General features: G+C 53.4%; 24 protein-coding genes and 2 pseudogenes. 8 read left to right on the top strand and 18 right to left on the bottom strand.

The annotated features are described in order from the left end of the window. Positions 1-177: 177 nt before the first annotated feature. Together ET33_RS13665 and ET33_RS13660 are read left to right on the top strand one after the other, a co-directional pair. Positions 178-951, top strand: coding sequence for a DeoR/GlpR family DNA-binding transcription regulator (locus ET33_RS13665; protein ID WP_036681933.1), 774 nt, complete (start codon positions 178-180; stop codon positions 949-951). After that, positions 948-1,760: a Cof-type HAD-IIB family hydrolase gene (locus ET33_RS13660; protein WP_036681929.1), complete on the top strand. Its 813-nt coding sequence runs from the start codon at positions 948-950 to the stop codon at positions 1,758-1,760. The genes ET33_RS13665 and ET33_RS13660 overlap by 4 nt, the downstream gene beginning before the upstream one ends. Here the strand turns inward: ET33_RS13660 and ET33_RS13655 are convergent. The 3 genes from ET33_RS13655 to ET33_RS13645 are packed head-to-tail and all read right to left on the bottom strand — an operon-like array spanning position 1,757 to position 5,405. Beyond that, entirely contained in the window at positions 1,757-2,893 is a 1,137-nt protein-coding gene (locus ET33_RS13655; RefSeq protein ID WP_036681927.1) for a Ger(x)C family spore germination protein, read from the bottom strand. The two genes, ET33_RS13660 and ET33_RS13655, sit on opposite strands and share 4 nt — an antisense overlap. After that, positions 2,890-3,993: a GerAB/ArcD/ProY family transporter gene (locus ET33_RS13650; protein WP_036681924.1), complete on the bottom strand. Its 1,104-nt coding sequence runs from the start codon at positions 3,991-3,993 to the stop codon at positions 2,890-2,892. Before ET33_RS13650 ends, ET33_RS13655 begins: the two co-directional genes overlap by 4 nt. Continuing rightward, positions 3,990-5,405 (bottom strand): spore germination protein, encoded by a 1,416-nt coding sequence (locus tag ET33_RS13645; protein WP_036681922.1) that lies wholly within the window; start codon positions 5,403-5,405, stop codon positions 3,990-3,992. The genes ET33_RS13650 and ET33_RS13645 overlap by 4 nt, the downstream gene beginning before the upstream one ends. A 227-nt stretch (positions 5,406-5,632) precedes the next feature. On the opposite strand from ET33_RS13645, the gene ET33_RS13640 reads away from it, so the two are divergent. The 5 genes from ET33_RS13640 to ET33_RS13620 all read left to right on the top strand — a co-directional run bounded on the left by ET33_RS13640 (position 5,633) and on the right by ET33_RS13620 (position 12,115). Beyond that, the gene (locus ET33_RS13640; RefSeq protein WP_036681920.1) at positions 5,633-7,003 is read left to right on the top strand and encodes a YheC/YheD family endospore coat-associated protein; all 1,371 of its coding nucleotides are present in this window, start codon (positions 5,633-5,635) and stop codon (positions 7,001-7,003) included. An 80-nt stretch (positions 7,004-7,083) separates the two neighbouring features. Beyond that, entirely contained in the window at positions 7,084-8,262 is a 1,179-nt protein-coding gene (locus tag ET33_RS13635; RefSeq protein WP_036682576.1) for a YheC/YheD family endospore coat-associated protein, read from the top strand. 115 nt (positions 8,263-8,377) lie between these two features. Continuing rightward, positions 8,378-9,745, top strand: coding sequence for a YheC/YheD family endospore coat-associated protein (locus ET33_RS13630; RefSeq protein ID WP_036681917.1), 1,368 nt, complete (start codon positions 8,378-8,380; stop codon positions 9,743-9,745). Then, positions 9,746-10,936 (top strand): YheC/YheD family endospore coat-associated protein, encoded by a 1,191-nt coding sequence (locus ET33_RS13625; RefSeq protein WP_036681915.1) that lies wholly within the window; start codon positions 9,746-9,748, stop codon positions 10,934-10,936. A 24-nt stretch (positions 10,937-10,960) separates the two neighbouring features. Beyond that, positions 10,961-12,115, top strand: a complete 1,155-nt coding sequence (locus ET33_RS13620; RefSeq protein WP_051775321.1) for a YheC/YheD family endospore coat-associated protein — start codon at positions 10,961-10,963, stop codon at positions 12,113-12,115. Between the two features lie 137 nt (positions 12,116-12,252). Here ET33_RS13620 and ET33_RS13615 read toward each other — a convergent pair whose 3' ends face one another. Beyond that, entirely contained in the window at positions 12,253-12,933 is a 681-nt protein-coding gene (locus tag ET33_RS13615) for an HAD family hydrolase (protein WP_036681914.1), read from the bottom strand. A 422-nt stretch (positions 12,934-13,355) separates the two neighbouring features. After that, a pseudogene (locus tag ET33_RS13610) lies at positions 13,356-13,742 on the bottom strand (manganese catalase family protein); the annotation flags it as partial. 138 nt (positions 13,743-13,880) lie between these two features. Here ET33_RS13610 and ET33_RS13605 point away from each other — a divergent pair. After that, complete coding sequence (locus ET33_RS13605) at positions 13,881-14,180, top strand: hypothetical protein (RefSeq protein ID WP_036681910.1); 300 nt, start codon at positions 13,881-13,883, stop codon at positions 14,178-14,180. 40 nt (positions 14,181-14,220) lie between these two features. Here ET33_RS13605 and ET33_RS13600 read toward each other — a convergent pair whose 3' ends face one another. From ET33_RS13600 to ET33_RS13535, 13 genes and pseudogenes are all read right to left on the bottom strand, one after another. Next, positions 14,221-14,889 carry a glycoside hydrolase family 73 protein gene (locus ET33_RS13600; RefSeq protein ID WP_235206709.1) on the bottom strand — a complete coding sequence of 223 codons (669 nt, stop codon included), beginning with the start codon at positions 14,887-14,889 and terminating at the stop codon, positions 14,221-14,223. Further along, positions 14,858-15,211, bottom strand: a complete 354-nt coding sequence (locus tag ET33_RS13595; protein WP_051775320.1) for a hypothetical protein — start codon at positions 15,209-15,211, stop codon at positions 14,858-14,860. The genes ET33_RS13600 and ET33_RS13595 overlap by 32 nt, the downstream gene beginning before the upstream one ends. 31 nt (positions 15,212-15,242) lie before the next feature. Next, positions 15,243-15,560, bottom strand: coding sequence for a hemolysin XhlA family protein (locus tag ET33_RS13590; RefSeq protein ID WP_036681905.1), 318 nt, complete (start codon positions 15,558-15,560; stop codon positions 15,243-15,245). Positions 15,561-15,653: 93 nt separating this feature from the next. Continuing rightward, on the bottom strand, positions 15,654-16,481 hold the full coding sequence (locus tag ET33_RS13585) for an SGNH/GDSL hydrolase family protein (protein ID WP_152570633.1): 828 nt from the start codon (positions 16,479-16,481) through the stop codon (positions 15,654-15,656). A 351-nt stretch (positions 16,482-16,832) separates the two neighbouring features. Next, on the bottom strand, positions 16,833-17,123 hold the full coding sequence (locus ET33_RS13580) for a hypothetical protein (protein WP_036681903.1): 291 nt from the start codon (positions 17,121-17,123) through the stop codon (positions 16,833-16,835). Between the two features lie 27 nt (positions 17,124-17,150). Further along, a complete protein-coding gene (locus ET33_RS13575) occupies positions 17,151-18,797 on the bottom strand; it encodes a GBS Bsp-like repeat-containing protein (protein WP_036681901.1) in 1,647 nt (548 codons plus the stop codon). Positions 18,798-18,808: 11 nt separating this feature from the next. After that, positions 18,809-19,069, bottom strand: coding sequence for a hypothetical protein (locus tag ET33_RS13570; RefSeq protein ID WP_036681898.1), 261 nt, complete (start codon positions 19,067-19,069; stop codon positions 18,809-18,811). Positions 19,070-19,074: 5 nt separating this feature from the next. After that, positions 19,075-19,632 carry a putative phage tail protein gene (locus ET33_RS13565; protein WP_036681894.1) on the bottom strand — a complete coding sequence of 186 codons (558 nt, stop codon included), beginning with the start codon at positions 19,630-19,632 and terminating at the stop codon, positions 19,075-19,077. Further along, complete coding sequence (locus tag ET33_RS13560; protein WP_036681885.1) at positions 19,629-20,699, bottom strand: baseplate J/gp47 family protein; 1,071 nt, start codon at positions 20,697-20,699, stop codon at positions 19,629-19,631. Before ET33_RS13560 ends, ET33_RS13565 begins: the two co-directional genes overlap by 4 nt. Then, positions 20,692-21,111 (bottom strand): DUF2634 domain-containing protein, encoded by a 420-nt coding sequence (locus ET33_RS13555; RefSeq protein ID WP_036681883.1) that lies wholly within the window; start codon positions 21,109-21,111, stop codon positions 20,692-20,694. Before ET33_RS13555 ends, ET33_RS13560 begins: the two co-directional genes overlap by 8 nt. A gap of 2 nt (positions 21,112-21,113) precedes the next feature. Beyond that, positions 21,114-21,416 carry a DUF2577 domain-containing protein gene (locus ET33_RS13550; RefSeq protein WP_036681880.1) on the bottom strand — a complete coding sequence of 101 codons (303 nt, stop codon included), beginning with the start codon at positions 21,414-21,416 and terminating at the stop codon, positions 21,114-21,116. 10 nt (positions 21,417-21,426) lie between these two features. Then, a pseudogene (locus tag ET33_RS40830) lies at positions 21,427-22,539 on the bottom strand (XkdQ/YqbQ family protein). Between the two features lie 2 nt (positions 22,540-22,541). After that, on the bottom strand, positions 22,542-23,195 hold the full coding sequence (locus ET33_RS13535; protein WP_051775319.1) for a LysM peptidoglycan-binding domain-containing protein: 654 nt from the start codon (positions 23,193-23,195) through the stop codon (positions 22,542-22,544). Positions 23,196-23,358 lie beyond the last annotated feature (163 nt).

Here is a 23,358-nt window from a genome sequence, read left to right as displayed (position 1 = left end):
GCATATGTATGCTTCAGCCATTGTAACATAACGCCTTCGCGGAATGCATCCGTTCGTTTCAAAAGATTTCCAGTAAGCATTTTACTTACATTTACTTATTAACGCTTGCAACATTTAAGCATTTCCACTTATAATGCGATTAAAGCCATTGTCATCCTGTATCGGAAGGAGTCTGTCATGTATCAGGAGGAACGCTTATTCGCCATTTTACAGCACATGCAAGCGCATCAACGCATTTCCGTTGAGGAGATCTGCGAGCTGTTTCAGGTTTCCCGGGATACGGCCCGCCGGGATATCGTCAAGCTGGAGGAGCAGGGAAAAATATTGCGCACGCGAGGGGGAGCGATCTGTCCTTCGCTGAATAAAGACATCTCGGGCTACCGCGACCGGCTGGAGGCGGAATCCGACGTGAAACGGAACATCGGCCGGCTCGCCGCTTCGCTGATCCACAGCGGCGACTATTTGTTCATGGACGCTTCCACGACGGTGCTTCATGCGGCGGAGCAGCTACGAACCGACGGCCACGTCATCGTGACCAACTCGATCGACATTGCCGGTCTCCTTTCCCCCAAGCAAGGCAGCACCGTGCATTTGCTGGGTGGAGTCGTCCACCCGCACCACCGGTTTATTTCCGGCGCAAGAACGCTTGAAATGCTTCGCGACTATCAGGCCGACAAGCTCATCCTCGGCACCAGCGGGCTGACACCGGAAGGGCTGACTAACCCCTTTGAGGAGGAAGGCTATGTCATGAAGGAGATGATTCGCCGCGCCGATCAAGTGATCGTGCTCGCGGATCATACGAAGTTCGGTCTCCGCCAGTTTTACCGGGTAGCGGGATTGGATTGCATCGACATTGTCATTACGGACCGGCCGCCTGCGGAGCCGATGAGCGAAGCGCTGCGCCGGCACCATATCGAAATTCTCATCGCCGAAGGGGAGAACGAACGATGATTAGATTGATTGTCAGTGACTTGGACGGCACGCTGCTGCTCGGGCACCGGACGATCCGTCCCGAGGACCGACAGGCGCTGCACGACGCGATCGGACGCGGGGTTGCCGTCGCATTCGCCTCCGGACGCATGCGTCCGGAAATTGCGAAGGTAATGGAAACGGTCGGAATTACCGCCCACTGCATCTCGCAAAACGGCGCATACGTGCACGAAGCCGGCGGAGAGCTGATCCGCCACCACGCGTTCGAGCGCGACTTGATCGTCGAGCTCTCGCAGGCGGCGGCAGGTCTGCCGTTTCTCCCGCTGCTCGCCGGACCCGACCGGTATATGACGGAACGTTGGAGCGAGCATGCGCAGCGGCTTGCCTCGCGGCTGATGGCACCATTCGAGGCGGTGGAGGACCTCCGGGAACGGCTCGGACGCGACCTCGTCTGCGGTAAAATTTCGTTCATGGGCGATGTCGGCCAGCTCAGCGAATTTCAGCAAACGCTTCTGACGCAATACGGCGAAGCGGTCGATGCCTATATTTCGGATATCGATTGCTTGGATGTCATGCCCAGGGGAAGCTCTAAAGGGCGCGGCCTGCTTGCCCTCCTGGAAAAGCTGAATATCCGCCCGGAAGAAACGGCCTGCTTCGGCGACGCCTTCAACGATTTGTCCATGTTTGCGGTAACGCCGCACAGCTTCGCCATGGCTTCAAGTCACCCGGACGTGCAAGCCCGCGCTTTTCGCACCGTACCGTATATTTCCGAAGCGGTGCGGTGGATCGACGGGTACAACGTCGGGACGGTTGCCGCCGGCAAAAGCTAATCCGTCTGACCGGTCCGCAAAATTTTCGTGCTCACCTCGACGCTTACCTTGGCTTTCGGATACAGCTGCTTCCATTTGTTCAGAGTCAGGCCGGTGCCCCGGTGCTGCGCCCGGTACTTCTCACCGAAGCCGACGGGATCGACGTTCAGCCTTTGCGTTTTTTCGATAAACGCCATCGCGTTAGCTTGAACCGCCTTGCTTGCTTCGCGCTCCAAAAGTTCGATCACCTGCCGGTTCCGCAGATTGACCGGAGACGAAATCTCCTGCAGCCTCCCGCTCATGTGAACCTGTACCGTGAATGCCAGCTGCTTCGCGTCGGTCAACCGGATCCGGCTTTCGCTTTTCACCGAGTCGAACACGAGATAAACCTGCTTCTGCCCTTTGGACGGGGAGCCGATCGACCCGAGCGCTTCCGGCGATATGCCAATCTCCGTCATGCCGGAGCGGAAACGATCCCGCAGCAGCCGGAGATAAAAAATTTTGCGCAGCGGCAGCGTTCCGACCATCTGGTCTCCCCGGAACAGCGCGGCTCCGTATAAAATGATCTCGTTATTCTTCTGAACGATGTACGGCAGCACCGGGTCTTTCCCCGGCGAGTAGAGGTCACGGATAAACTCATGCAGAATCGGCGAAATCATCTCTTCGCTTTCTACATTTTGGCGGATCGACTGAAACAAATACTCTCCGATATTGCTGATTTCGGGATAGCGCCTCGTCATCAGATCGAAAGCCCGTCCTTTGGAGACGGCCAAATAGATGCCCGTGCCGATCTCCGGATCGCGCATCATCGTATCGACAAGCTGGGTCAGTCCTTTGCGCGCAAGGTCCTCATGGTAGACGACAACCCGAAGCTGGCCCGAGGTCAGTTTTTTTCGCGATTCGGCGTTATTGCTATACCGGAGCCCCTTGCTCGTAAACGCGGTCGACGTAATCACATTGGAGCGCTCCTTCGCGCCTGGATCCATCTCGTAGAGTACCGAGGTACCCAATATTTTGTCGCCCGGAGCCTCGTCGTATCCGGCGGCAATAACCATCCCCAGCCGTTCCAGCACCCGGGTCTGCAAGCAGCCCGCCGCGACGGAAGCCGCCGACAGAAGCATGGCCGCCGTCATGGCTATTCGTTTCAGCTTCATGCCTCCACTCCTTTCTTCTTCCCGCGGCCGCGTTTCCACCGAACCAGCGCAAACAGCACAAAGGGGTACAGCCAAACGAGAAAAATCCCGATCTCTCCAAGCAGATTGGATATCCACTCCACATCCTCATGCGTAAAAAGCAGCTCCGACGACAGTACGAAGATCAAACAGCAGGCATAGAGGGCATACTTTTGCTTCAGCTTGAAGACGGAGCGCATGCCGCGCGTCGAAGCCCACAGCAGCACCAGATTGTTCGGCAGCACCAGAATCATCCAAAAGGCGGCCCCGACGATCTCAAACCGTTCGAGGAACGGAAATTGCGCGATTTTGTACCAGGAGTAAGTGGCCCATACCGTATGCTTAAGCTGTTCCCCCGCATAAAATACAATGGCATTGATCAGCAGCGTGCAATAAGTGAACACCGTAAAAGCGACGGCAAGCTGGGAATATTTCTGCACGTTCTGCTTATCCCGTATGAACGGGTACAAGAAGTACACCAGTTCATAGCCGAGCATCGGATAAGTGGCTGCCCGCATGCCTCTTACAATTTGCCCGGACCCCGCCTCAAACCACGGCAGCAGCTGATCGACCTGCGCATATTTCCACGGAAAATAGTACAGCAGGAATACCCAGAGCCACAGAATAAACGACACGACCGCAAAGCCTGCGATTACCTGCACACCCCCAGTCACGCCGTACAGAAACAGCAGGCTCATCAGCGTATTGAACAGCCAGCTGTTCATGTCCGGAAACAGCCAGGTATGGACGACTTCGGCATATGAATGGAGCACGGTAAAGCAAAGCACAAAAAAATACAGCACGAACGCGAAATTGAACAGCTTGCCCAGCCAGCGGCCGAACAGTTCCTGGTGGATCTGATACAAATCGTTGTCCGGATAATACTCCATTGTCTTGATCATCGCATACAAGGCCGCACTGACCAGCAAACCGTTTAAAATCATGCACACCCAGGCGTCGTGGCCGGCCGCGATGTAAACGTTTCGTTGAAAGCTTTGCGCAGGATCGCCAAGCTGCGTCCCTGAAATGATGAAGAAAAGGACGTAAGCGTTGAGCGGCTTCGTCCGTTTGCTGGTCCTCACCGGGAATCACCTGCCGGTTCTTCGTAAATGTCCTGACTCAGGCTCCGGATGCCGATCGGCGGCTTGACTCGCATTTTGCCGATATGAAACGGATAGAGCGGGTACAAGTAGGATTGGCCGATGGTCTTGACGCGCAGCAGATGAATCAGAACGAAGCTTACCCCCGTCATGATCCCGACCGCCCCCCACGCCCCGGCCAGCAGCAGCATCGGAAAGCGCAATATGCGGATCGCCGCCCCCATAATATAGACCGGCGTAATAAAAGACGAAAGCGCAGCCAACGCCACGATGATGATCAGAATATTGCTGGTAAATCCGGCTTGAACCGCCGCTTGCCCGATCACGATACCTCCGACGATACCCATCGTCTGACCGACCTTGGTCGGAAGCCGAGCTCCCGCTTCCCGCAGCAGCTCGATGATGAACTCCAGCAGCAGCGCCTCCATCAGCGGAGGAAAAGGCACCTTGGACCGCGATTGCGCCAGCGGTACCAGCATATTGGATGGAATCAGCTGGTAATGGTACGTCAAGGCGGCCACATACAGCGGCGTGAAAAAAACCGAGATGAAAATAGCGACCAAGCGGAGCAGCCGCAAAAACAACGCCATATTTGTACGTAAATATCGGTCTTCGGCCGATTTGAAAAAGTCGAAAAAGCGAGACGGGCCCAGCAGCGCGAACGGACTGCCGTCGACGAGGATTACCAGACGGCCTTCGATCAAGTTCAATACGATCCGGTCGGGCCGCTCGCTGGAAATCATTTGCGGAAACAGCGACTCGGGATTATCATCGATTTTTTGCAAAAGCATCGAGCTGTCGGTAATGCCTTTGAATTTCACGTTCGCCAGCTTGTCTTTCATTAAGGAAATTTCGTCGGGCGGAGCAATACCCTCCATGTAAAGCAGCATCACTTCGGTATGCGTGCTTTCGCCGATCTGATACGACGCATAGCGGAGCCGCGTGTCCGGCAAATATTGCCGAATCAAGGAGATGTTCGTTTGCAGCGACTCGGTCAGCGCCACCTGTGGGCCCATGATCTGCGACTCGACCTCGGGGCTCGTGGCGCTGCGGTCGATCTTCAGCGCCGTGTTGAGCAAGTAGCCCCCGCGTTCCGCGCTGGAGAGGAGCAATGTCCAGCCGGAGATCAACCGTTTCACCACCCGGTCAATATCGCCTGCCTTCTCCTGCTGGTCCACCGGCAGATGGCGAATGAGCGTTTCCAAGGAGACTCCCCCAGGTGCTTTTTCCTGCATGGGAGGAATCACTTGCGTCTGTAAAATTTTCGCGTCGGCCAAGTCTCCGTAATACAGCAGCATCCATGTCCCCTGCGCATTCGGGATGCTCCTCGTCTGCAGCTGACCGTGCCGCTCCAGAACAGAACGCAAAGGTTCAAAAGGATCTTGCTCCGACATAAGTTTCCTCCTCCCGGCGATACATATCGCTTGTTAGGTTTTCCCTCCTCCGGAAAATATATTCCAGTTCTGGCGGGAGTCTCCGGGCCTGCGGGCACTGGCCCGATATAGGTGGTTTCTTTCACCAAGGGTTAGACGCCCTCATATGATGAAGTAGTTCGCTTCTCAATGTTCAAAGCATGTTGCGGCATGTCTTGCGGCAAGCCGGTGCTGGGAAGGAGTTCCGCATGAAAAGAACAAAGGTGAAGATCCAGATCCAAAGCGCCGGCAATTCCTCGGACGGTTCCGTTTTGACGCTCAGTGAATCTGTAGTGAAAAGATGGAAGATTCCGCTGGAGCAGCCACTCCAACTCCGTTTCGGCTCTGCTCGGGAGGAAATTTCGGTCATCTCTTCGTCCAAGGCCGGCGTGCTGCGCTTGAGCGGTTCGTTAGCTTCCAGATGTGGGCTTGCCCACGGGGATGAGCTCTGTCTGCAATACAAAGCCGGAACCCGTACGATTCATCTCGGCCCGCTGATCGGTGTCATGGTCAGCCGCGTTTACGCCGATTCCGCCGACAAGCTGTTCGGGGCAAACACCGCCTTTAGCCGTGAGCTCTCCGAAGCATGCAGGCTGTATGGCGCATCGGTGTTTTTCAGCACGCCTGAGGATTTGCGCGGACAGAGCGACCAGGTTCGGGGATGGCGCATCAAGGCTAACGGAGGCTGGGAAAAAACGACGTTTCCGGTGCCGCACGTGCTGTATAACCGTCTTACCTCGCGCAAGCTGGAAAACCGGCCCAACGTGCAGCACTTTGCGACGCAAGCCAAGAGCCGCCATAATGCGGTGCTCTTCAATGAGAAGTATTTAAACAAGACGGAAGTATTCGACGCCCTCCACAAGGAAACGGGTCTGCAGCCGTACTTGCCGGAGTCGTATTTGCTGCGGAACCTCCAGCTTCTCAAATCGATGTGCGCCAAGCATCCGACCGTATTTCTCAAACCGATTACCGGCAGCCTTGGGAAAGGCATCATTCGGATTAAAAAACAGCCGGGCGGATACATTTGCCATTTTACGAATCTGGGCGGCGCCCGTAAGCAGTCCTTTTCCACCCTTGGCAAGCTGTTCAGCACCATCTCGGGCAAACTGAAAAGCCAGCGCTATCAAATTCAGCAAGGGCTCGACTTGCTGACCGTGAACGGCCGGCCCGTCGATTTTCGGGCCTTGGTGCAGCGCGGCGAAACCGGACAATGGGGCATTACGTCCATCGTAGCCCGAATAGCCGGCACGCATCACTTCGTCTCCAATCTGGCGCGGGGCGGCACGCTGACGACGGCCAGGAACGCTTTGGAACGCTCAGGGGCTGCCGCGGCGGCGGGCGGCTTAGGCAAGCTGAGGCGGGCGGCCATCCAAATTGCCAGGGGCATCGAGGAGCAGGTCCCGGGCCATTATGCCGAGCTCGGGATCGATCTGGCGATCGATACGAACGGCCGGGTATGGCTGCTTGAAGTCAATTCGAAGCCGTCGAAGGAGGACAATACGCCGCTGGGGGCCGGGCGCAAGATCCGCCCCTCCGTCAAGAAGGTGGTGCAATACGCCCGCTTCGCGACGAAGTTTTGATCGGTTCGCCAAGCTTCCGGATCGGCGAGCCGAAAAGCGCTCCTACGACGATGGAGCTTGAACGGATCGAGGTAAAGCGCATGATGAAATCAGAACGCCCGAATGAAAGTACCGTCGGCATCATGACGACGCAAACCGATGAACATCCGCCTTTTGCCAACCGCGATTTCTACCGTCGCTTGTGCCTTCTCGGAAGCCGCAGCGGCTTGACGGTATTCGTATTTACTCCGCAGAGCATCGATTGGTCCCGGCCGCGAGTGACCGGCTATGTTTATGATGCGACACTCAAGGAGTGGGGCAGCCGGACCTTTGACCTGCCGGCTATCGTATATGACCGCTGCTTTTTCACCGCCCGAAAGCAGTACGCCGATTATCGGAACGCATTGCACGGTCTTAAACGGCAGTCCTCCGTCCGATTGCTCGGCCACGGCTTGAAGGGCAAGTGGGACGTTCAGCAAGCGCTTCGGCGGGACGGCCGGTTTGACCACCACCTGCCGGAGACGCAGCCGCTGCGCAGCATGCGCACGCTCGTGGATTGGCTCCGGCTGCGCGGCGAAGCGATTCTGAAGCCGCGCGGCGGCTCCCAGGGACGCGGCGTGCTGCTCGTGCGCCGCGAAGGCGCATCCCCTGCGGGCACGGCGAACGCCGCCGAAGCGGCGTTCACCGTCCGCGGGCGCGATTCGCGCAACCGCGCCGTCGCGTGCGGCTTCGCCGACGCCGGGGCGCTGCTTCGCTGGCTGCGCCGCTTCGTCGCACAGCGCAGCTATTTGCTGCAGCAGTATTTGCCGCTGCAATCGCAAAACGGCGACGCGTACGACGTGCGCGCGCTCGTGCAAAAGGACGGCGACGGCCGCTGGAAGCTGACCGGCATGGCCGTCCGCCGGGGGCAGAACGGCAGCCTGACCTCCAATCTGCACGGCGGGGGCACCGTGGAACCCATCGGACCGTTCATGGCCCGCGAGTTCGGGCCGGCACGCGCCGAGAAGCTCCTTCATGAGCTAAAGCAGCTCGCTATGGGGCTCCCGGAAGCGCTGGAATCTTGTCACGGGCGGCTCGCCGAGCTCGGCATCGATTTCGGTGTCGACAAGGACGGCAATAGTTGGATTCTCGAAGTGAATTCCAAACCCGGCCGCTCCATCTTTACTTATTTACAAGACAATCAAGCCAAACTGGACGCCCTGGCCAACCCGCTGCGCTACGCGCGGTATTTGCTGCGGCAGCCGCGTGCGCAGGCGGACGTCAGGCAAAGGCAGCCTTGACGAATGCCCGGCAAAGTTCTACCTACGCTTTCGAAGAAAGTTTTGCCTGCGGCAAAACTCAGCCCACGCTTTCGGAGAAAGTTTTGCCTGCGGCAAAACTCTTAGGAGGTTCAACATGAGCTTGACAACTTGCACGATTCATGTCACCCAGCGTCAGGAGCGGGTCGTCTACCTCTCCGGCGAATTGGCGCGGGCGCTTAAAGTATCCAAAACACGTAACATACATCTGCACCTCGGCGGCAAAAGCGTATACGCAGGTTTGAAGCTGCTGAAAAAGAGCGGTAGCCATCTGTATTTGCCGTCATTTCTTTACGCACAGCTTCGCATTCCCCGGGCCGGCACCAGCATGATCACGTGCAGCAACGGCAAAGACCTCCGCATCGGCCCGCTGATCGGGGTCTTGACCAACGTTACGGGAGGGAACAGCGCTCCGTTCGGCAATCGGACGGAATTTATCCGGCAATTTATGCGCGCCGGTTCCGACAAAGCTTTCTACTACGGCTTTTCCCCCCAAAGCGTCAATTGGTCTCAAGCGACCGTCACCGCCGTTCTCCCGCGCGGCGAAGGCGGCTGGGTACGCAAGACGATGCCGCTGCCCGATGTCGTCTACAACCGGCTGCCCAGCCGGAAGGCGGAGCGGCTCGAATCGATGAACGCTTTCAAGCAGCGGTTTATTCGCAGAGGAATTCCGCTGTTCAACTGGACTTTTTTCGACAAATGGGATGTGTACAATTTGCTGGAAGGCACCGAAGCTTCCCGTTACGTTCCCGAGTCCCGGATCAACCCCACCCCTTCGCAAATTAAAGAAATGCTGGAAAAGCATAAATTCATCTATTTGAAACCGACCGCCGGCAGCCTCGGCATCGGCATTTTCCGCCTGACGTACAACCCGAAACGCGGCTACTATGTCCGTTTCCGGCGAGGAGCGCGCAATGTACTGCTCCGGTTCAGCCGGTTCGAGGCCCTTATGGCGCTGCTTAACCGGCAGAGCGGAAAACTGAACAACTACGTTGCCCAGCAGGGGATTCGTCTGATCGAACTCGACAGCTGTCCGATCGATTTCCGTTTCCACATGACCAAGAACAGCACCAACCAATGGGTCGTTGCCGCCATCGGGGCCAAGAAAGCGGGCAAAGGCAGCGTCACGACCCATGTGCGCACCGGCGGGCAGCTCATGACGCCCGAACAGGTGCTCAAGCAAATTTTCGGCAGCCGGGCGGATGCGGTGCTGACGAGTGCCAAAGAAACCGCCGTCAAGCTGGCGGAGGACATCGAGCAGAATTACCGGCATACCTTGGGCGAGCTCGGCTTCGATATCGGGATCGACCAGAGCGAACGCCTCTGGATGTTTGAGGCGAATTCCAAGCCGGGGCGGTCCATTTTCAAGCATCCGGCGCTGAAGGAACAAGGAAAAGCTTCGCTGCAAAACATCTACGACTACTGCCTCTACTTGAGCCGATTTCGGTCAAGGAGGGATTCCTGAGTGGCTACCAACACCAAAGGACCGTCCAAGCGTGAAAATCCGACGCTGGCCATTCTTACTCACTCGGATGAAACGCGAGTTTTTCGCGGGAATCAAGAAAATTTTATCGACCTGATCCGAGCCGGTGCAGAGCGCGGCGTTCTCGTTTACGTCATGACGACGAACGATTTCAAGCTGTCCGGAAACAAAGCCGTCGGATATACCTATAATGTGGCCGACAAAACGTGGAAAAGAGGGGTGTTTCCTGCCCCCCACGTCATATATAACCGGATTCCTTACCGCAAATTCGAGCTGCTCCCCGAGGTTCAGCAGGTGATTCAAACCTGCATGCGGCAGAGAAGGACCCGCTTTTTCAATCCGTCCTTCTTTAATAAATGGACCTTGTTCGAATGGCTCAATCATGCCAAGAAGACACAGAGCTACATTCCCGCCACGAGACGGCTCTCCGGTGAGGAGCTCGATAAGCTGCTTGCTGAGTATCCGTTTCTGTATCTCAAGCCGATTCGCGGCAAAGCCGGCAAGGGCATCATGAAAGTAAGCCGCAGCCTTCTCGATACGAAATCCAAAATATTTGAGCTCAGCATTCAGGAAAAGACGAAAAGCCATATCTCCCGTTACCCGAGCGTCTCCCGTCTGTGGTCTGAAGTACGGGAGCTGATCGGGGGCAAGGACTATATCATCCAACAGGGAATTCCCCTCTCCAGCTATAAGCAGCGTCCGTTCGATCTGCGGGTACTCGTGCAAAAGAACGGCAAAGGCCAGTGGAGCGTCGCGGGGGTCGGCGCCAGATTGGCCGGAAAGCTCAGCATCACGACCCACGTTCCACGGGGCGGCTCGATTGACGATCCAGCCAAGCTGCTTGCCTATTCCTTCGGCGGGCTCGGCAGCAAACGCATCATCGCCCGCGCTAAAAAAGCTTCGCTCACCATCGCGAAGCAGATCGAGAAGTCCAGCGGACATATGTTAGGCGAAATGTCTATGGACCTTGGCGTCGATCAAGAAGGGCACATTTGGTTTTTCGAGGCAAATTCCAAGCCGATGAAATTCGACGAGCCGCCGATCCGCAAAAAATCGCTCGAGAATCTGATCCTGTACTCCATCTATTTGGCCAAGCGCAAACCGAAACGCCCTCTCAAAAAATCGGAGGCCTTCTCCCTTCAGGCTCAAACCAACGCCGAGCACGATAATTAAGAAAGATAGGCAGGTGAGCGGCACTTGAGTATCCAACTTGGCGTGCTGGCTATGTATATGCCTGGACGGAAGCTGGAAGAGCTTTCGTTTTACCGCAAACTGAGCATTTACGGACAAAAACTCGGGGTGGACGTATTTGTATTCACCCCGGACGATGTGGATGACAACCGATCGCGGATTCACGCGCTCGCCTATAACCAAGCAACCCGCTCATGGACCCGCAGATGGGTCGGATTTCCGCCGATCGTCTATGACCGGTGCCGGTATCACGGGGCGGACAATTACCGCAAGATCACGCGCTTCCGGCAAAAATATACCAAGCTCCGCTACCTGAGCCGGCCGCTTGCCAACAAATGGATTATTTACCGCCTGCTCTCGGAAGATGAAAACATCGCTCCGCACCTGCCCTCCACCGTTCATTACAAAAGCCGGAAGCAGCTGGAGCAGTTTCTGAAGAAGCATCCGATCGTGTACATGAAACCGAAAAGCGGCACCGGGGGGCGCGGTATTATCCGCTTGCAGCGGCTGCGGGGAGGCCGTGGCTATCTCATGCAGGGGAGAGATGCGGAGCGCCGCATTTTGCCGGCGGCCAAGGTGACCGCAGCGCACATTCCGGTGCGGCTTGCCGACTGGGGGCTGCAGAGCAAATACATCGTGCAGCAGGGCATTCCGCTCGAGCTGAAGGACGGCCGGGTGCACGACTATCGGATGCTGGTACAAAAAGACGGTCAAGGGAAGTGGCAGGTAACCGGATGTGCCGGCCGTATCGGACCGCCGTTTTCCGTCACTTCCAATCTGCACGGCGGCGGGACCGCGATCTCCATGGAAACGCTGCTCAAAAACCGTTTCGGGACGGAAGAGAAAGTAAAGAGCATCAAAGAAACGGCTTATACCCTCGGGCTCCATATCGCGAAGCATCTCGAAGACAAGTTCGGCACGTTCTGCGAAGCCGGCATCGATCTGGCGGTCGATCCGTCAGGGCATGTTTGGCTGCTGGAGGTTAATCCGAAGCCTTCGCGCGACGTGTTCCGGCTTACCGGAGATCTGCAAACCTACCGCAGGGCGATTCGCCGGCCCATCGAATTCGCTCTCCATCTGCTCCAAAAGAAAGCGGCGCCTAAAACCGATACCAAAAATTTGGATTTTGCATCGCCATCCCAACAAAGCGAATCTGACTGAGACCGGTCTGTTTGAAGCAGCGGTCTTTTCTTTTTGGGCCGGATTTCCGGTTTTTGTTCATAAAAAAACACCGATGCGTCATCGATGTTTTTCGTGCTCGCCGGCGAATCCGGGTCAGAGCCTTTAAATCAAAAGCTTTACGCTTCGAGCAATGCCGGAAGGTCGCGGAAATCTGCGATGCGGACGTCGGCCTGATCCAGCTCTCCCTCTTTGCGGAAGCCAGCATAATCGCAGCCGACCACAAACAGCCCGTTCGCATGTCCCGCCTCGACATCCGAGGAACGGTCACCAACCATCCAAGCGTTTTCGATGCCGTGCTTGTCCAGCAGCTGCCGCACGAGATCCACCTTGGAGCGTGTCGCATACTCCCCTGCACTGTACAAGCCTCCGGCTTCAAAAAGCGGCTCCAGCCCTTGGTGACGGATAACGCCTTTGACGTAGGCCTCCAAACCGTTGCTGGCAATGAACAGCCGCACGCCCCTCCGGCGCAGCTCCCGCAGCGTGTCGGCTATGCTGTCATACAGCTTGCCTTCGCCGCGCTCCATCCCCTTTACTTGCAGCTCCAGTAATAGCTCGTCCGCACGGCGGTGAACCGCTACATCGGCATCCGGCATCACCAGCTGCCATATATGCTCAAGCAGCATGCCAAGCCCGCTCAATATGTACTTCTCATCCGGCGTCTCCCCTTGAAACAGCCCTTCCGCACGCAGCTGTTCGAATGTGGCGTGATAAGCCGGCAGCAGCAGCGTTTCCGTCTGAAACAGCGTCCCGTCCAAATCGAAGATCATCGCTTCCGGTACTCTCTTGTTCGTCGACATTCCCTTTCTCCTCCTGACATCCGCATAAACATATCACGTCTTATAGAACCATGATTGTCACAGATTGTCAAACGATGTCCTCACAGTACAAAATGAATATGGACAATAGCACGAATGTCAACACGGAGGAAACGGTATTGTCTGCTGCAAATTTCTCGGGAGCGCCGCGCGTGATAGGCAGCGGATTGGATTGGGACGGGTGCGAGACCCTTGGCTACATTCCGGAGGGCGTTGTCTGTGAAGCTGTCGCAGAAGCGATCGAAGCGTGCATCACCCCAAATAGTCAAGGGCCACTATGGGGATTGGCCTGGCGGATAGCTTAAGCATTCGAACCGCCAAAATAAATGATGGCGTACGGAATGATTATACCGCTCGTTCCGTACACCAATGCCCCTGCCTGCCCGCCGAGCCCGGATTTCCCCCTAAAATACCTTTTTCGCCCCCTGCTCCGACTTCAAAATCTCCACTGCCTCGCGGAAGCGGAGCGAATGAATGACTTCGCGCTCGCGCAAAAATTTGAGACTGTCCTGCAGATCCGTGTCGTCCGTCATGTCGATCAGCCATTGATAAGTGGCGCGCGCTTTTTCCTCCGCGGCGATGTCCTCATACAAGTCGGCGATCGGATCGCCTTTGGCTTGAATATAGGTTGCCGTCCATGGTGTGCCCCCCGCGTTGTTGTAATAAAGCGCCCTATTGTGATTCACGTAATGCTCGTCTAGTCCGGCAGCCTTCAGTTGTTCCGTCGTGGCATCTTTGGTCAGCTTGTAGACCATCGTGGCAATCATTTCCAAATGGGCAAATTCTTTTGTACATCATGTTTGGAGGTGATGAATCCAATCCATTTGAATCCATTTTGGGGCTTCAGGTTCCCAGCCATTTTTGACCGTCTAAACCAAACTGTATAATATTAGGGGGAAGGATTAATTTGGTAAAGGAGGGTTGTTAGCTTGAATATTGAAGAAGCCCAAGTTAAAGAGGATGAGCGTATCAAAAAGAGAGAAGCTGCATGGGCGGAGGAAATAGCAAAAGAAAACGAATCCAGAAACTTCGCAGGAACACTTGTCAACTTCATTGGTTGGGCAACCGTTATCCTTAGCGTAATTTTTGGATTATGGGTTTCAATGGAACAAAATGGAACACTGGGTTTTGTTTATATTATCTCGGGAACCGTAACGGGGATACTCTTGGTCGGATTTTCCGAAGTAATCAATCTTTTGCAAAAAATATATAACAATAGTCGAAAATAGTAATAACCCCCGCCAGAGAACTCTAGCGGGGGTTATTATACTATTCAGCTTTTTGACCGGAAGCCTTACGCAGCTCGTTCGCCAGCCAGTGAATATATTCGGCCTGTTCTTGAACTGCTGCGGCCGCGGTTACGTCTCCGGCCTGCTCCGCCTCTTGACGCTTTGCGTCCAGCTCCTTCCATGATGGACTCATCCACGTATCGATAACTGTATTCGCCACACCTTTGTCAAGCGCCATATCTTCTACCTCCATATCATATTTGATAAGTCCGTTTGCTTCGATAATGCTGATCAACTTCTGCGCGTACGTCGGATCGGTTGCGTACCCGGCCTTCTGTAGAGCGCTCGCCGCCCCCGCGTAATCCAAGGCCGCACACCGCTCGAAGAAACCAGCGCGTTCATAGCGGCCGTTCTCGGTCAAAAAACGACTGTGATCGCAAATACTGCCTTCCCACGAATCGTATACGCGGAATCCGTCTTGAATCGTAATCCACTGGCCGCCCACGAACTCTTTTGTCGCTTGCGTCTGGCCCGTGCCTTTAATCCCGAACAGGTTATTTCCAGGCGCCGAACGTCCCCAAGCGCTCTCTAATGCAGCCTGCGCCAGTACGATCGACGCCAGTACGCCGCTTTTTCGCATATCCGCCACGGCATACGGCGCGATTGTTTCTACGAACTCAGCGCGCGTCATTTGTGGTCCCGTTCCCATCCGCCACACCTCCCGTTTCTTTTTCGTCCACTTTCGGAATAACTACGCCACCGCCACCGTCCCCCGTCCGCTTTTTTGTAAACGTATAGGCTCCGCTTGCCGTCAGCGCAACGACACTGATAACTACGATCTTCTCCTGTACGGCTGCTGGTACCAGTACAAAAACGGCAGCTACGACTACGGCTACAATCGGAGCCAACCGCCCAGCCAGCGCCTCATACTGCGTACCGGATGCGAGTCCTTTTAATACGCCGACGCACGCGGCTACAAGCGCGGCCAGCGTTGCGACATCGTTAAATTGCGCCATATCAATTCCGAACATATTGCGTCACTCCTTAGTTAATTTTTTCTCATCATTTCGCACTTGCAACTATGTGTGATCCCGTTTTCACCCCCTTTCCCTGTATATAGAATCCACCCTGTAAAGCGAAGCCAACGATAGCTAGGATGATTGCGCCTATCACTGTCGTCGCCAGCCAGAACGTCAGCTTGTCGATCTTGTCCAATCGGTGATGAGCTGACTTCGTGCTTTCCATTGCCTTTTTCGCAATGTCTTCCACGTCATCGACTTTCTTTGTCAGGTCCTTCAAACCGTCTACTTTTGTAGATAGTTCTCGCAAGTCTAGCCGTACGTTGGTGATCTGATCCGTAATTTTATGCATTTCATCCATTCATCAATCACCCTCTCTGTCCACAGTGAGTCAATTACTCTTGCAAATTCCTAAGCGCTTGGGAAAATGAAATAACCCCGAATAGGCTCGGGGTTATTTGAATCGTTTTAGATACTCAATGAATTTTAGCCGCATCCTATCATGACCAACTTCGTTCGGGTGGGTGCCGTCTTTCGTCGTGCCTGCATCCCATTTGCTGGTATCCATTGGATGCTGAACGGCGGATGCGGTATCGATTGTACCAGTGAGCAGGCCCGGTGCCGGATTCGATAGAAGCCAACTGTTTGCTTGATCTCTATCAGCACCCTTTGCGAACTTTGCGCTTACGGGGGTTTGGTTCTCAGGTGTCGCCCAAGCATCGCTCGAATTGGTGCGCGGCGGTATAGTGAACTGGTAGATTTCTTCTATGCCGAAGTCTCGAAGGAGCTGCCATGTCGCTATGATGTCTGATTTGAATTGATCAAATGACTTTCCCATCAAATCGTTCGTGCCGTAGTGAACGAACGCTCGACGGCCGTATTTCAGAAGGCCAACGCGAAACATGGCTTTTCCGTTGGCGCGGAAGTCGTAGCTGCTTTCCCCGCCTTTCGCAACACGTATCCAAGGGAACTCAGCCCCGAGTCCCGCAGCGATAAATCCACGGTCCTGGGGATTGTCTCCAGCACCTTGGCCGATGGAATCAGCAACTATGATGTTTCCGGGGACAGCAGAAGGCCCCACAATCGCTATGGGATGATATACAAATTGACCGTGTGTATCTGGTGCCCCAGAATCCACTATGTCCGCATTTTTCATCCCTTCCCCGCGAGAATTCCACGCGACAAGGCCGCGCGGGAATTTTCCCCCGTCTGGAATCGATATGCCAGTATACATGTAGAATCCAGTGCCTTTTTTCCCGTTCACCGAAGCCATATCAGACATTTGTTTCGCTCCGGGGTCAAGAGCGAACGCTCTACTCCCGCTCGTGGTAAAGAGTGGGATTCGCTTGGTATTCCCAATTGGGTATTCGATACTTGACCTCACAGATATCGGGTTTGGCGTGGGGACATCCTGGTCATAGTAATTCCCGAAAACAACAGAGATTTCAGCCATATCCTCAGTAAATTCGTGATATGTTCGAGAGGTTTGCTCTTTCACAAAAGGATCTTCTGGTTTGGTGGGATATAGCCCATTGCAGAGGTGGCTACCCCGTGTCGCCACGGCTTGAAGTTTCCCTGATTGTCTGCTATCACTTCCAGACCCAGACATATAAATGTATCCCATAGCTACCTCCTACAAAAGCACGTAATTAAACTCGTTAGATCCGGTAGCGCATTTGTAGTACAATTTTGAGCCGCGGATATACTCATCAAAAACAAATTTCGGTGAGACATACAGGATTTTTTTCGGCGAGTCTGAAAAAGGAATATCAATACTAAACATTACCTCAGACGTGCATTTAGAGCAGTCAAGAATGATGTGGTTAAATCCCCCGAGCCCTGAGCAGTCAATCACCTTTTCATTCTGGTCCACTGTTGTTTTATTCGCTGCTTTCAGCGTCACGGCGTCGTAATAACGTGCCATCGTTAACACCCACCTTCAATTTAGATTTTAGTTTATTGTTCGGACCCCTTGTGGAGTTTGTACCCTAAAATTTGTCATCGTAACGTCCGTGCCTACAAGCTCGAAGCAACCAATACCTGCGGGAGTAGCAATCCGCAATGCCTTCGAGCCAAGTACGCCGGAATTTGGATCATAGATCGCCAAGGAGAGCTGAGCAAGTCCGGCCTTGTACTGCATTGCCCAGATTTGTTTTTTCGTCACGAACTCCCGGTATGTGTACGCACTTTCGTTCCCAGCCTTGTCGTAGTGCGTCACGGTATAGCGATATCTCACACCGGGCTTGAGATTATTAACGTGCTTTTCGATCACGTTTATATCTGTCGAAACAACCGTCCCATTGAATAGATTCGGTGCCCCTCCTACCCACGCCGAGCCGGTCCACTCCCCGAGATAGAAGAGGGTCCGAGCATATCCAGAGGACGGCGTCGGGTCTGAGAACCGAAGCCATGTGAAATTTGCCGCTGTTTCCCCATAGGTCACGGAAACGTTAGGATCGTTGGCGCGTTGGCTGTCGACGAAAAATCTGACTTCATGCGGCCCAGACTGATTCCCCGCCCGGTCCCACAAATAGAAGTGAACAAGATATTCCCCATCGCCCGCATAAACCGGGGCGTCGAAATAAAAATCGCCCCCGGACTGTCCGGCGGCGTATGGCCCGTTCCAGTTCATGCCCGTTTTGACATAGTGGGCCTCGACCGACGTGATCCCGCTCACAGCATCAGCAACCCCGTATATCCATACGCGCCGCGTTCCTCCGGTCTGGTTCGTGTAGCTGAAGCCTTGGACGCTGGCGACCGTTGGAGGGGTACGGTCTACATACGTGCTGATAGCACCAACGAAACCATTGTTACCGGCGTTGTCATAGGTATAAACGTGCGTGGTATACAAGCCTTCATTATTTCCGTAGGCATTTATGGGAATGTCACAATACCAGTTGTTACTTCCGTCTCGCACACCATCACGCCACTGGAAGTCTGATCCGGGACCGGCTGTCGGAAATCTCACAATAGAAACCCCGGACCAACTGTCTGTTACATTGTAGGCCCATACCCTGAATGTGTTGTTCGGCTGTATTTTCAGATATTGTGTGCCCGTCAAACTTCCAACAGTTGGCGGCGTGGTATCTGACTCATACGTGTACCGGATGATAGGCGGACTTCCTGACTCCCTAGAACGGAATTTTAGCAGGCCGGGCGAGTCACCACTAATTAGTACATCGCCCATTATCAATATTCCGCCATCAAAAAAATCCCTAAATAATTCAGTTTGAGCTAATTCAGTGACATCAAACGAATACGTAACCCCCGGAACAATCGGAGACCAGTCAATCCGCGTCGGCCTGTAAACGGCACCGGGTCTAAAACTCGTTTCATTTTCATTCCATATGTCCTTCAAAGCCCCTACTATCAAATTTCCTGATGTTTTTCCATCGACATAATCTGCTCCTACGAGCATAATTTCTACTTTCACCATCCTGCTCCATTGCGGTATGGAGAGATTGTTAAAAGCCATTGATGCGAAGTAATTGTTTGTCCCTTTTTGGCCTACATACAAGTCAGGTGCAGTACCTTTGAAAGTTCCTTGATAGAAATCTCCAAAACCATCTTTATATGCGGTCGATTCTATATACGGCATCCGTTATCCCCCTATTTGCCGATAAGAGTCTTGTCGACAAGAATCCACATACGCCCAATCTCCGGGTTCACCGGGTCGGACGTTCGGACCTCGATCACAAGTGGTTTTGTATGGTCTTCTCGGACTGCATTAACATCTTTTTTCAAAGCCACATTCGCGTCAATCAGCTCCATATTCTCATCAATCAGTGATTTTGTATCAAAATATGTCGTGGACGGGCTGCTCCGGTCCACTTTGTTTAGCTGCAAATTTGGCGTTTTGGGATTTGCCAAAAGATTCACCCCCATGCAAATTTATCGAGTGTGGTATTTTCAAGCTGCTGCAACGTCATGCCCTCAACCTCGGCTACAGTCAAGTACCGGAACGCATACCGTACATCTAAATGCGCCGGTTTCACTTCCTCAATAGCTGCTTTCATGTCATGAAGATTTGGCGGAACACCCAACGTATCAATGAATCTGATTTCAAAGGAATACTCCCCTACCGTGTCTATAACATCAATCGCTCCGCGCTCATAGGACTGGGCGACGGTTTTCAAAAGCTCAATTGTTGCCGGTCCCGATCCGCGGATTTTCGACTTGACGACGGAACGGCGCTCCAAGATTGGTTTGTTTCTATCGACGGGTATAGCGAGTTCGTTTTCCCATCTCTCAAGTGCCCATGTTGCAGTATCCACAAAGTTCTGGTTTAAAGTCTCTTCGATAAGCCGGTGGAGATTGTCAAACTCCACCCCTTCGCTTTGCAGCAGTTCCTTTGCTATGTCCGAATTCTCATAATGCCCGGACAAATACGACAAAAGACGTTGACCGGAAGGGGAGGTAATTTCAATATTCATGTCAGCGTCACCGTCCCGCGCTGCGGTATTTCCGTTTCAATCAGAGTCACATTGCCGTTTTCGCCGTTAACTTTCAGATTCTGATAGTCAACCACACCCGGCGCGTTTAAGAGCATTGTGCCGATCTGGGCGTATCTTACGACGGTATCTTTGAAGGCAATTGTTTTCAAATATCCATCAAGCCCCGTTTCGATACCTGGGCGAACGTCTGCAAGAGATTTGCCAGCGGCCAACGTCAATTTGGCCGTGACGTTGATTTGCTTGGTCGTGGCCGATTCCACGGTAACATGTGCGCCGATTGGGGCCATGCCTTCACCACGCCCCTGTACAGGGTCAATATAGGCTTGAACGCTCTCTACAAGCCGGGCAGGGGCCGGTAGAAAGGCGGAGTCTACGATGACCACTTTCACCGTTTTAGGGCCGTTCCAGAGAGGAAACACCTTCGCCCCACCCACGCCAGGCACCTCAAGCGCCCACTCGACGTAATGCGCCTTGTTCCCGCTTGTCGTCGGCTTCCGGCCCCTCTCAAGATAGCGCTGCAACAATGATTCTTCGGATTCCGTATTATACCCGCCTTCGGTTGCCGTCTCATTGCTGACTTTCGTTATCCCCGGAATTGTGACGGGCATTTGAAGGATCGAATTGGCGGGAACATTGCCCGCAGCTCCCACATCGACGGCTATAATCGGGACGGCCACACTTCCCGAAACCGGTATTGTTACGGCGGTTGTGGTTTTGAACTGGGTCCCGTATGCCGTGGAAAACAGACTGTCTTTTGCGATTTGGGCCCCGCTCGCTCCAGTGATTTTGAGCGTTCCTTTTGCTGCTACTGCGGGCTTTCGGAACACTCCACGCTCCTCCGCCCTCATCTCTAAATACTTACCTGATGTCGTTTGAGCAAACGCCAGATTCAAAACCCGTTCCAAACTCGTATAAAGATTTGCAAATTCGAGGGAGGCAGCGGACGCTTGATCGAACGTCATCGAGCCTTCCAGCTTAGCCATATCATTTTTGACGGAGGCCAGCATCCGGGCAAGGATCGCTTTCCATGTATTTTCTTCAAACATTGACTGTCATCTCCCCGTATACAGTAGTCACCGTGCATTCCACGTTTACGGTATCGCCATCGATTTTCGTTCTGATGTCGAACACATCCTTGATGTATGGATTTACGGTCAATGCCTCCTTGACGTACCGCTCCATTTCACTCTGTATGGCGCTTGGGGAAAATGTGCTGCCTATGACTCGTTCAAACTCATGCCCGAAATTCCAACTATACGCAAGGTGCTTAAACCGGTCCGTACGCAACGCCTTGTATATCCAAACTTTCAGCGCCTCATTGCCTTCGATCACCATCATTTTTCCATCGTGTAACAAGTACTCGCCTGTTTCGAAATTCCATGCGTATTCCTTGAAAAGTGGAAGCTCTTTGTTTGACGGCCTTTGAGCTGGCACGTCCATAAACGGGAATATCCCCATCGTTACACCACCTTGCATAAAACAATATATACCTTATGATCCGCAGTCGGCAGCATGGCAACCGTGTCCCCCACGCCAAGCGGCATGCCAAGCGTCACCTTTTCGATTACCCCTTCGCTCGTCCCGCTGATTTGTGATCGCAGCAAATGTTCGGAGACAAGCAAGTGCTCCCGATCCAATGGCTGGCCGCCAGTCTGGATAATTAGATTTGGCGGTATAGACACGACCTTGCCTAACTGGATCGATGGAGGATTCAACTTCGCGCCCTGCTCTTGTATGAAATTCACGATCCATGCAGCGGACATTTATATCACCTCAATAGTCACCAATTTGAAGGGAGAACGATGTACTTTTGTCCTTGCTCTTGTCTTTCTTTTCCTCTTCGCCGTCGTGTTCATCCATGATGTTTTTAAAGTTCAAACTTAAGCGGATGGTGTGCTGCCCGTTCTCGAATGTGTGTGCATCGGAATCGATATAAAAAAGGCCGGTCAATCCGGTGAAACTTTCCACCTGTTGAACGGCATTCCCTGCAATAAGATCGTACATTTCTTCGTTACCGGCGATTTCCACATCGGCCACACGGTTCACATCTTTTAGCAGCTTCTCCGCTTCCGCTCTTGCGTCTTTCATCCCCGTGCCCGCCTCCCCTTAATAATCACCTATGGTCAGGCTGGAATTGTTATTTTGCTTTGAACCGTCTTTATCAGATTCCTTTTGGTAAACTTCTTGCAGAAGGCCATAGTTTTTTACCCATGCATCACGCGTTAGAATGCCGACGCGGTTGCCCTTATCGTCCGTGATAATGACTTGATTCACCATTGATTCGATATCTTCTCCGTATGTCGCATTTATCAAGTTCCGATCCGATGAAAGCTTGACCTTTCCGACGATGTTGCCCTTTTCAATAACATCCAGTTTTCCCGAATTCATTCGCGGCATGTACTGTTTTCCGTTTTTCTTATGGGCTTCAGTATACGCGGTTATTATAGCCTCATACCCGGTTTTCCCCATATGAACAAAGCTTACGGGAATGCCGGTTGCGGCCAACTTGCCAACCGGCACGCCTAATTGATCGCATACGCTGCGGGTAATTGCCTCCGGCGTAACCTTCCGAAATGTTTTAGACAGCTTTGATTTGACGAGGTAAATCAGGCCGTCGTAAGCCGTCACAGACAATTCATTACCGTTGTATGACTTCTGCTTTTTGAATACATAGCCTTGGAATAATTCCCGCTCCTGGTCGTCATACATCACAATCATGTCGGCTATGTCGATAAAGACCTTTGGCAGCTTCTCGTCGCTCGGTGAAACCGCTATGCTCAATTCGAGTTTCCGGGCGACCTCGCGGATATCCCCGCTCCATGTGGCCCGGATGATCAGGCTTGTGATGTCCTTCGTTTCCCCATTTTGGATATGCCTGAAAATCATACTCACCTGCCCCGCAATCTTAACGTCGATCCCATGACAAGCGCACCGAAGTCCCGAATATTGTTATCCTGCTGGATCTCTTTCCAGCGGGTGTCATCACCGTACTGGCTTTTGGCGATGGTGATAAGGGTATCCCCTTCCCGAACGGCGTAGGCAGGCAAAGGCGTCCGATCTGTAGGCCTAGACTCGCCAAAGAGCGCGGCATACTGCTGAACGGAGGAGACTTTGTCCGCTTCGAGATGTTCCTTAAGGAATCGGTATTCCTTCAGCTCCAGCGTATAGTACACGTCCTGCGGACCGAATTTTTGGCCTACCGTGAAACTTTCAATCGCCATTGCTTCGTTGATCTTTAGGCCTTCTCCAACGATTAGCAACCGGATCGGCTTGCCGGAGTTCCGCCACCGTCCGATCATATCCAAGCATTCAGACGGTTTCGGCGGGTTCCTATATTGGCAAAGTCCATCATCCTGTATCGGGAAGTATGAGCTGATCGTGACGGTCTTAAGCTTCCGCCGACCAATAAGGTTAATCTCCCCGATCTGGTTAATCGTGACCGTTGAATTTTGATTTCCGGCAACCATCTCGAAGCTTTCGGGAGGAACCGGAAGCCAAAGCTTTTCTTCTCCGCTATTGAACGTAAGCCAAAACTCTATCACGGCCGAACCCCCTTATTTCGAAAGCTTGCAGAAAGGCGCTCGCCATTGCTTGGATATCGTTTTCACTCGGAGGTGTTATACATATCTCTTTAGATGTGAAAGAGATTTTGCGGTACTTTTCGATTTCACCAATCGGTAAAATAACATCGCCTTTATGAAGCGA

Origin of the sequence: Paenibacillus tyrphae (genome assembly GCF_000722545.1) — a bacterium.
Lineage (GTDB): Bacteria > Bacillota > Bacilli > Paenibacillales > NBRC-103111 > Paenibacillus_G > Paenibacillus_G tyrfis.
This window is presented reverse-complemented; position numbering and strand designations above follow the sequence as displayed.

Coding starts and splice junctions, on each gene's coding strand:
- ET33_RS13665 (WP_036681933.1), top strand. CDS start 178: ATGTATCAGGAGGAACGCTTATTCGCCATTTTACAGCACATGCAAGCG.
- ET33_RS13660 (WP_036681929.1), top strand. CDS start 948: ATGATTAGATTGATTGTCAGTGACTTGGACGGCACGCTGCTGCTCGGG.
- ET33_RS13655 (WP_036681927.1), bottom strand. CDS start 2,893: ATGAAGCTGAAACGAATAGCCATGACGGCGGCCATGCTTCTGTCGGCG.
- ET33_RS13645 (WP_036681922.1), bottom strand. CDS start 5,405: ATGTCGGAGCAAGATCCTTTTGAACCTTTGCGTTCTGTTCTGGAGCGG.
- ET33_RS13640 (WP_036681920.1), top strand. CDS start 5,633: ATGAAAAGAACAAAGGTGAAGATCCAGATCCAAAGCGCCGGCAATTCC.
- ET33_RS13635 (WP_036682576.1), top strand. CDS start 7,084: ATGATGAAATCAGAACGCCCGAATGAAAGTACCGTCGGCATCATGACG.
- ET33_RS13630 (WP_036681917.1), top strand. CDS start 8,378: ATGAGCTTGACAACTTGCACGATTCATGTCACCCAGCGTCAGGAGCGG.
- ET33_RS13615 (WP_036681914.1), bottom strand. CDS start 12,933: ATGTCGACGAACAAGAGAGTACCGGAAGCGATGATCTTCGATTTGGAC.
- ET33_RS13600 (WP_235206709.1), bottom strand. CDS start 14,889: ATGGGAACGGGACCACAAATGACGCGCGCTGAGTTCGTAGAAACAATC.
- ET33_RS13595 (WP_051775320.1), bottom strand. CDS start 15,211: ATGTTCGGAATTGATATGGCGCAATTTAACGATGTCGCAACGCTGGCC.
- ET33_RS13590 (WP_036681905.1), bottom strand. CDS start 15,560: ATGGATGAAATGCATAAAATTACGGATCAGATCACCAACGTACGGCTA.
- ET33_RS13585 (WP_152570633.1), bottom strand. CDS start 16,481: ATGTCTGATATGGCTTCGGTGAACGGGAAAAAAGGCACTGGATTCTAC.
- ET33_RS13580 (WP_036681903.1), bottom strand. CDS start 17,123: ATGGCACGTTATTACGACGCCGTGACGCTGAAAGCAGCGAATAAAACA.
- ET33_RS13575 (WP_036681901.1), bottom strand. CDS start 18,797: ATGCCGTATATAGAATCGACCGCATATAAAGATGGTTTTGGAGATTTC.
- ET33_RS13565 (WP_036681894.1), bottom strand. CDS start 19,632: ATGAATATTGAAATTACCTCCCCTTCCGGTCAACGTCTTTTGTCGTAT.
- ET33_RS13560 (WP_036681885.1), bottom strand. CDS start 20,699: ATGTTTGAAGAAAATACATGGAAAGCGATCCTTGCCCGGATGCTGGCC.
- ET33_RS13555 (WP_036681883.1), bottom strand. CDS start 21,111: ATGGGGATATTCCCGTTTATGGACGTGCCAGCTCAAAGGCCGTCAAAC.
- ET33_RS13550 (WP_036681880.1), bottom strand. CDS start 21,416: ATGTCCGCTGCATGGATCGTGAATTTCATACAAGAGCAGGGCGCGAAG.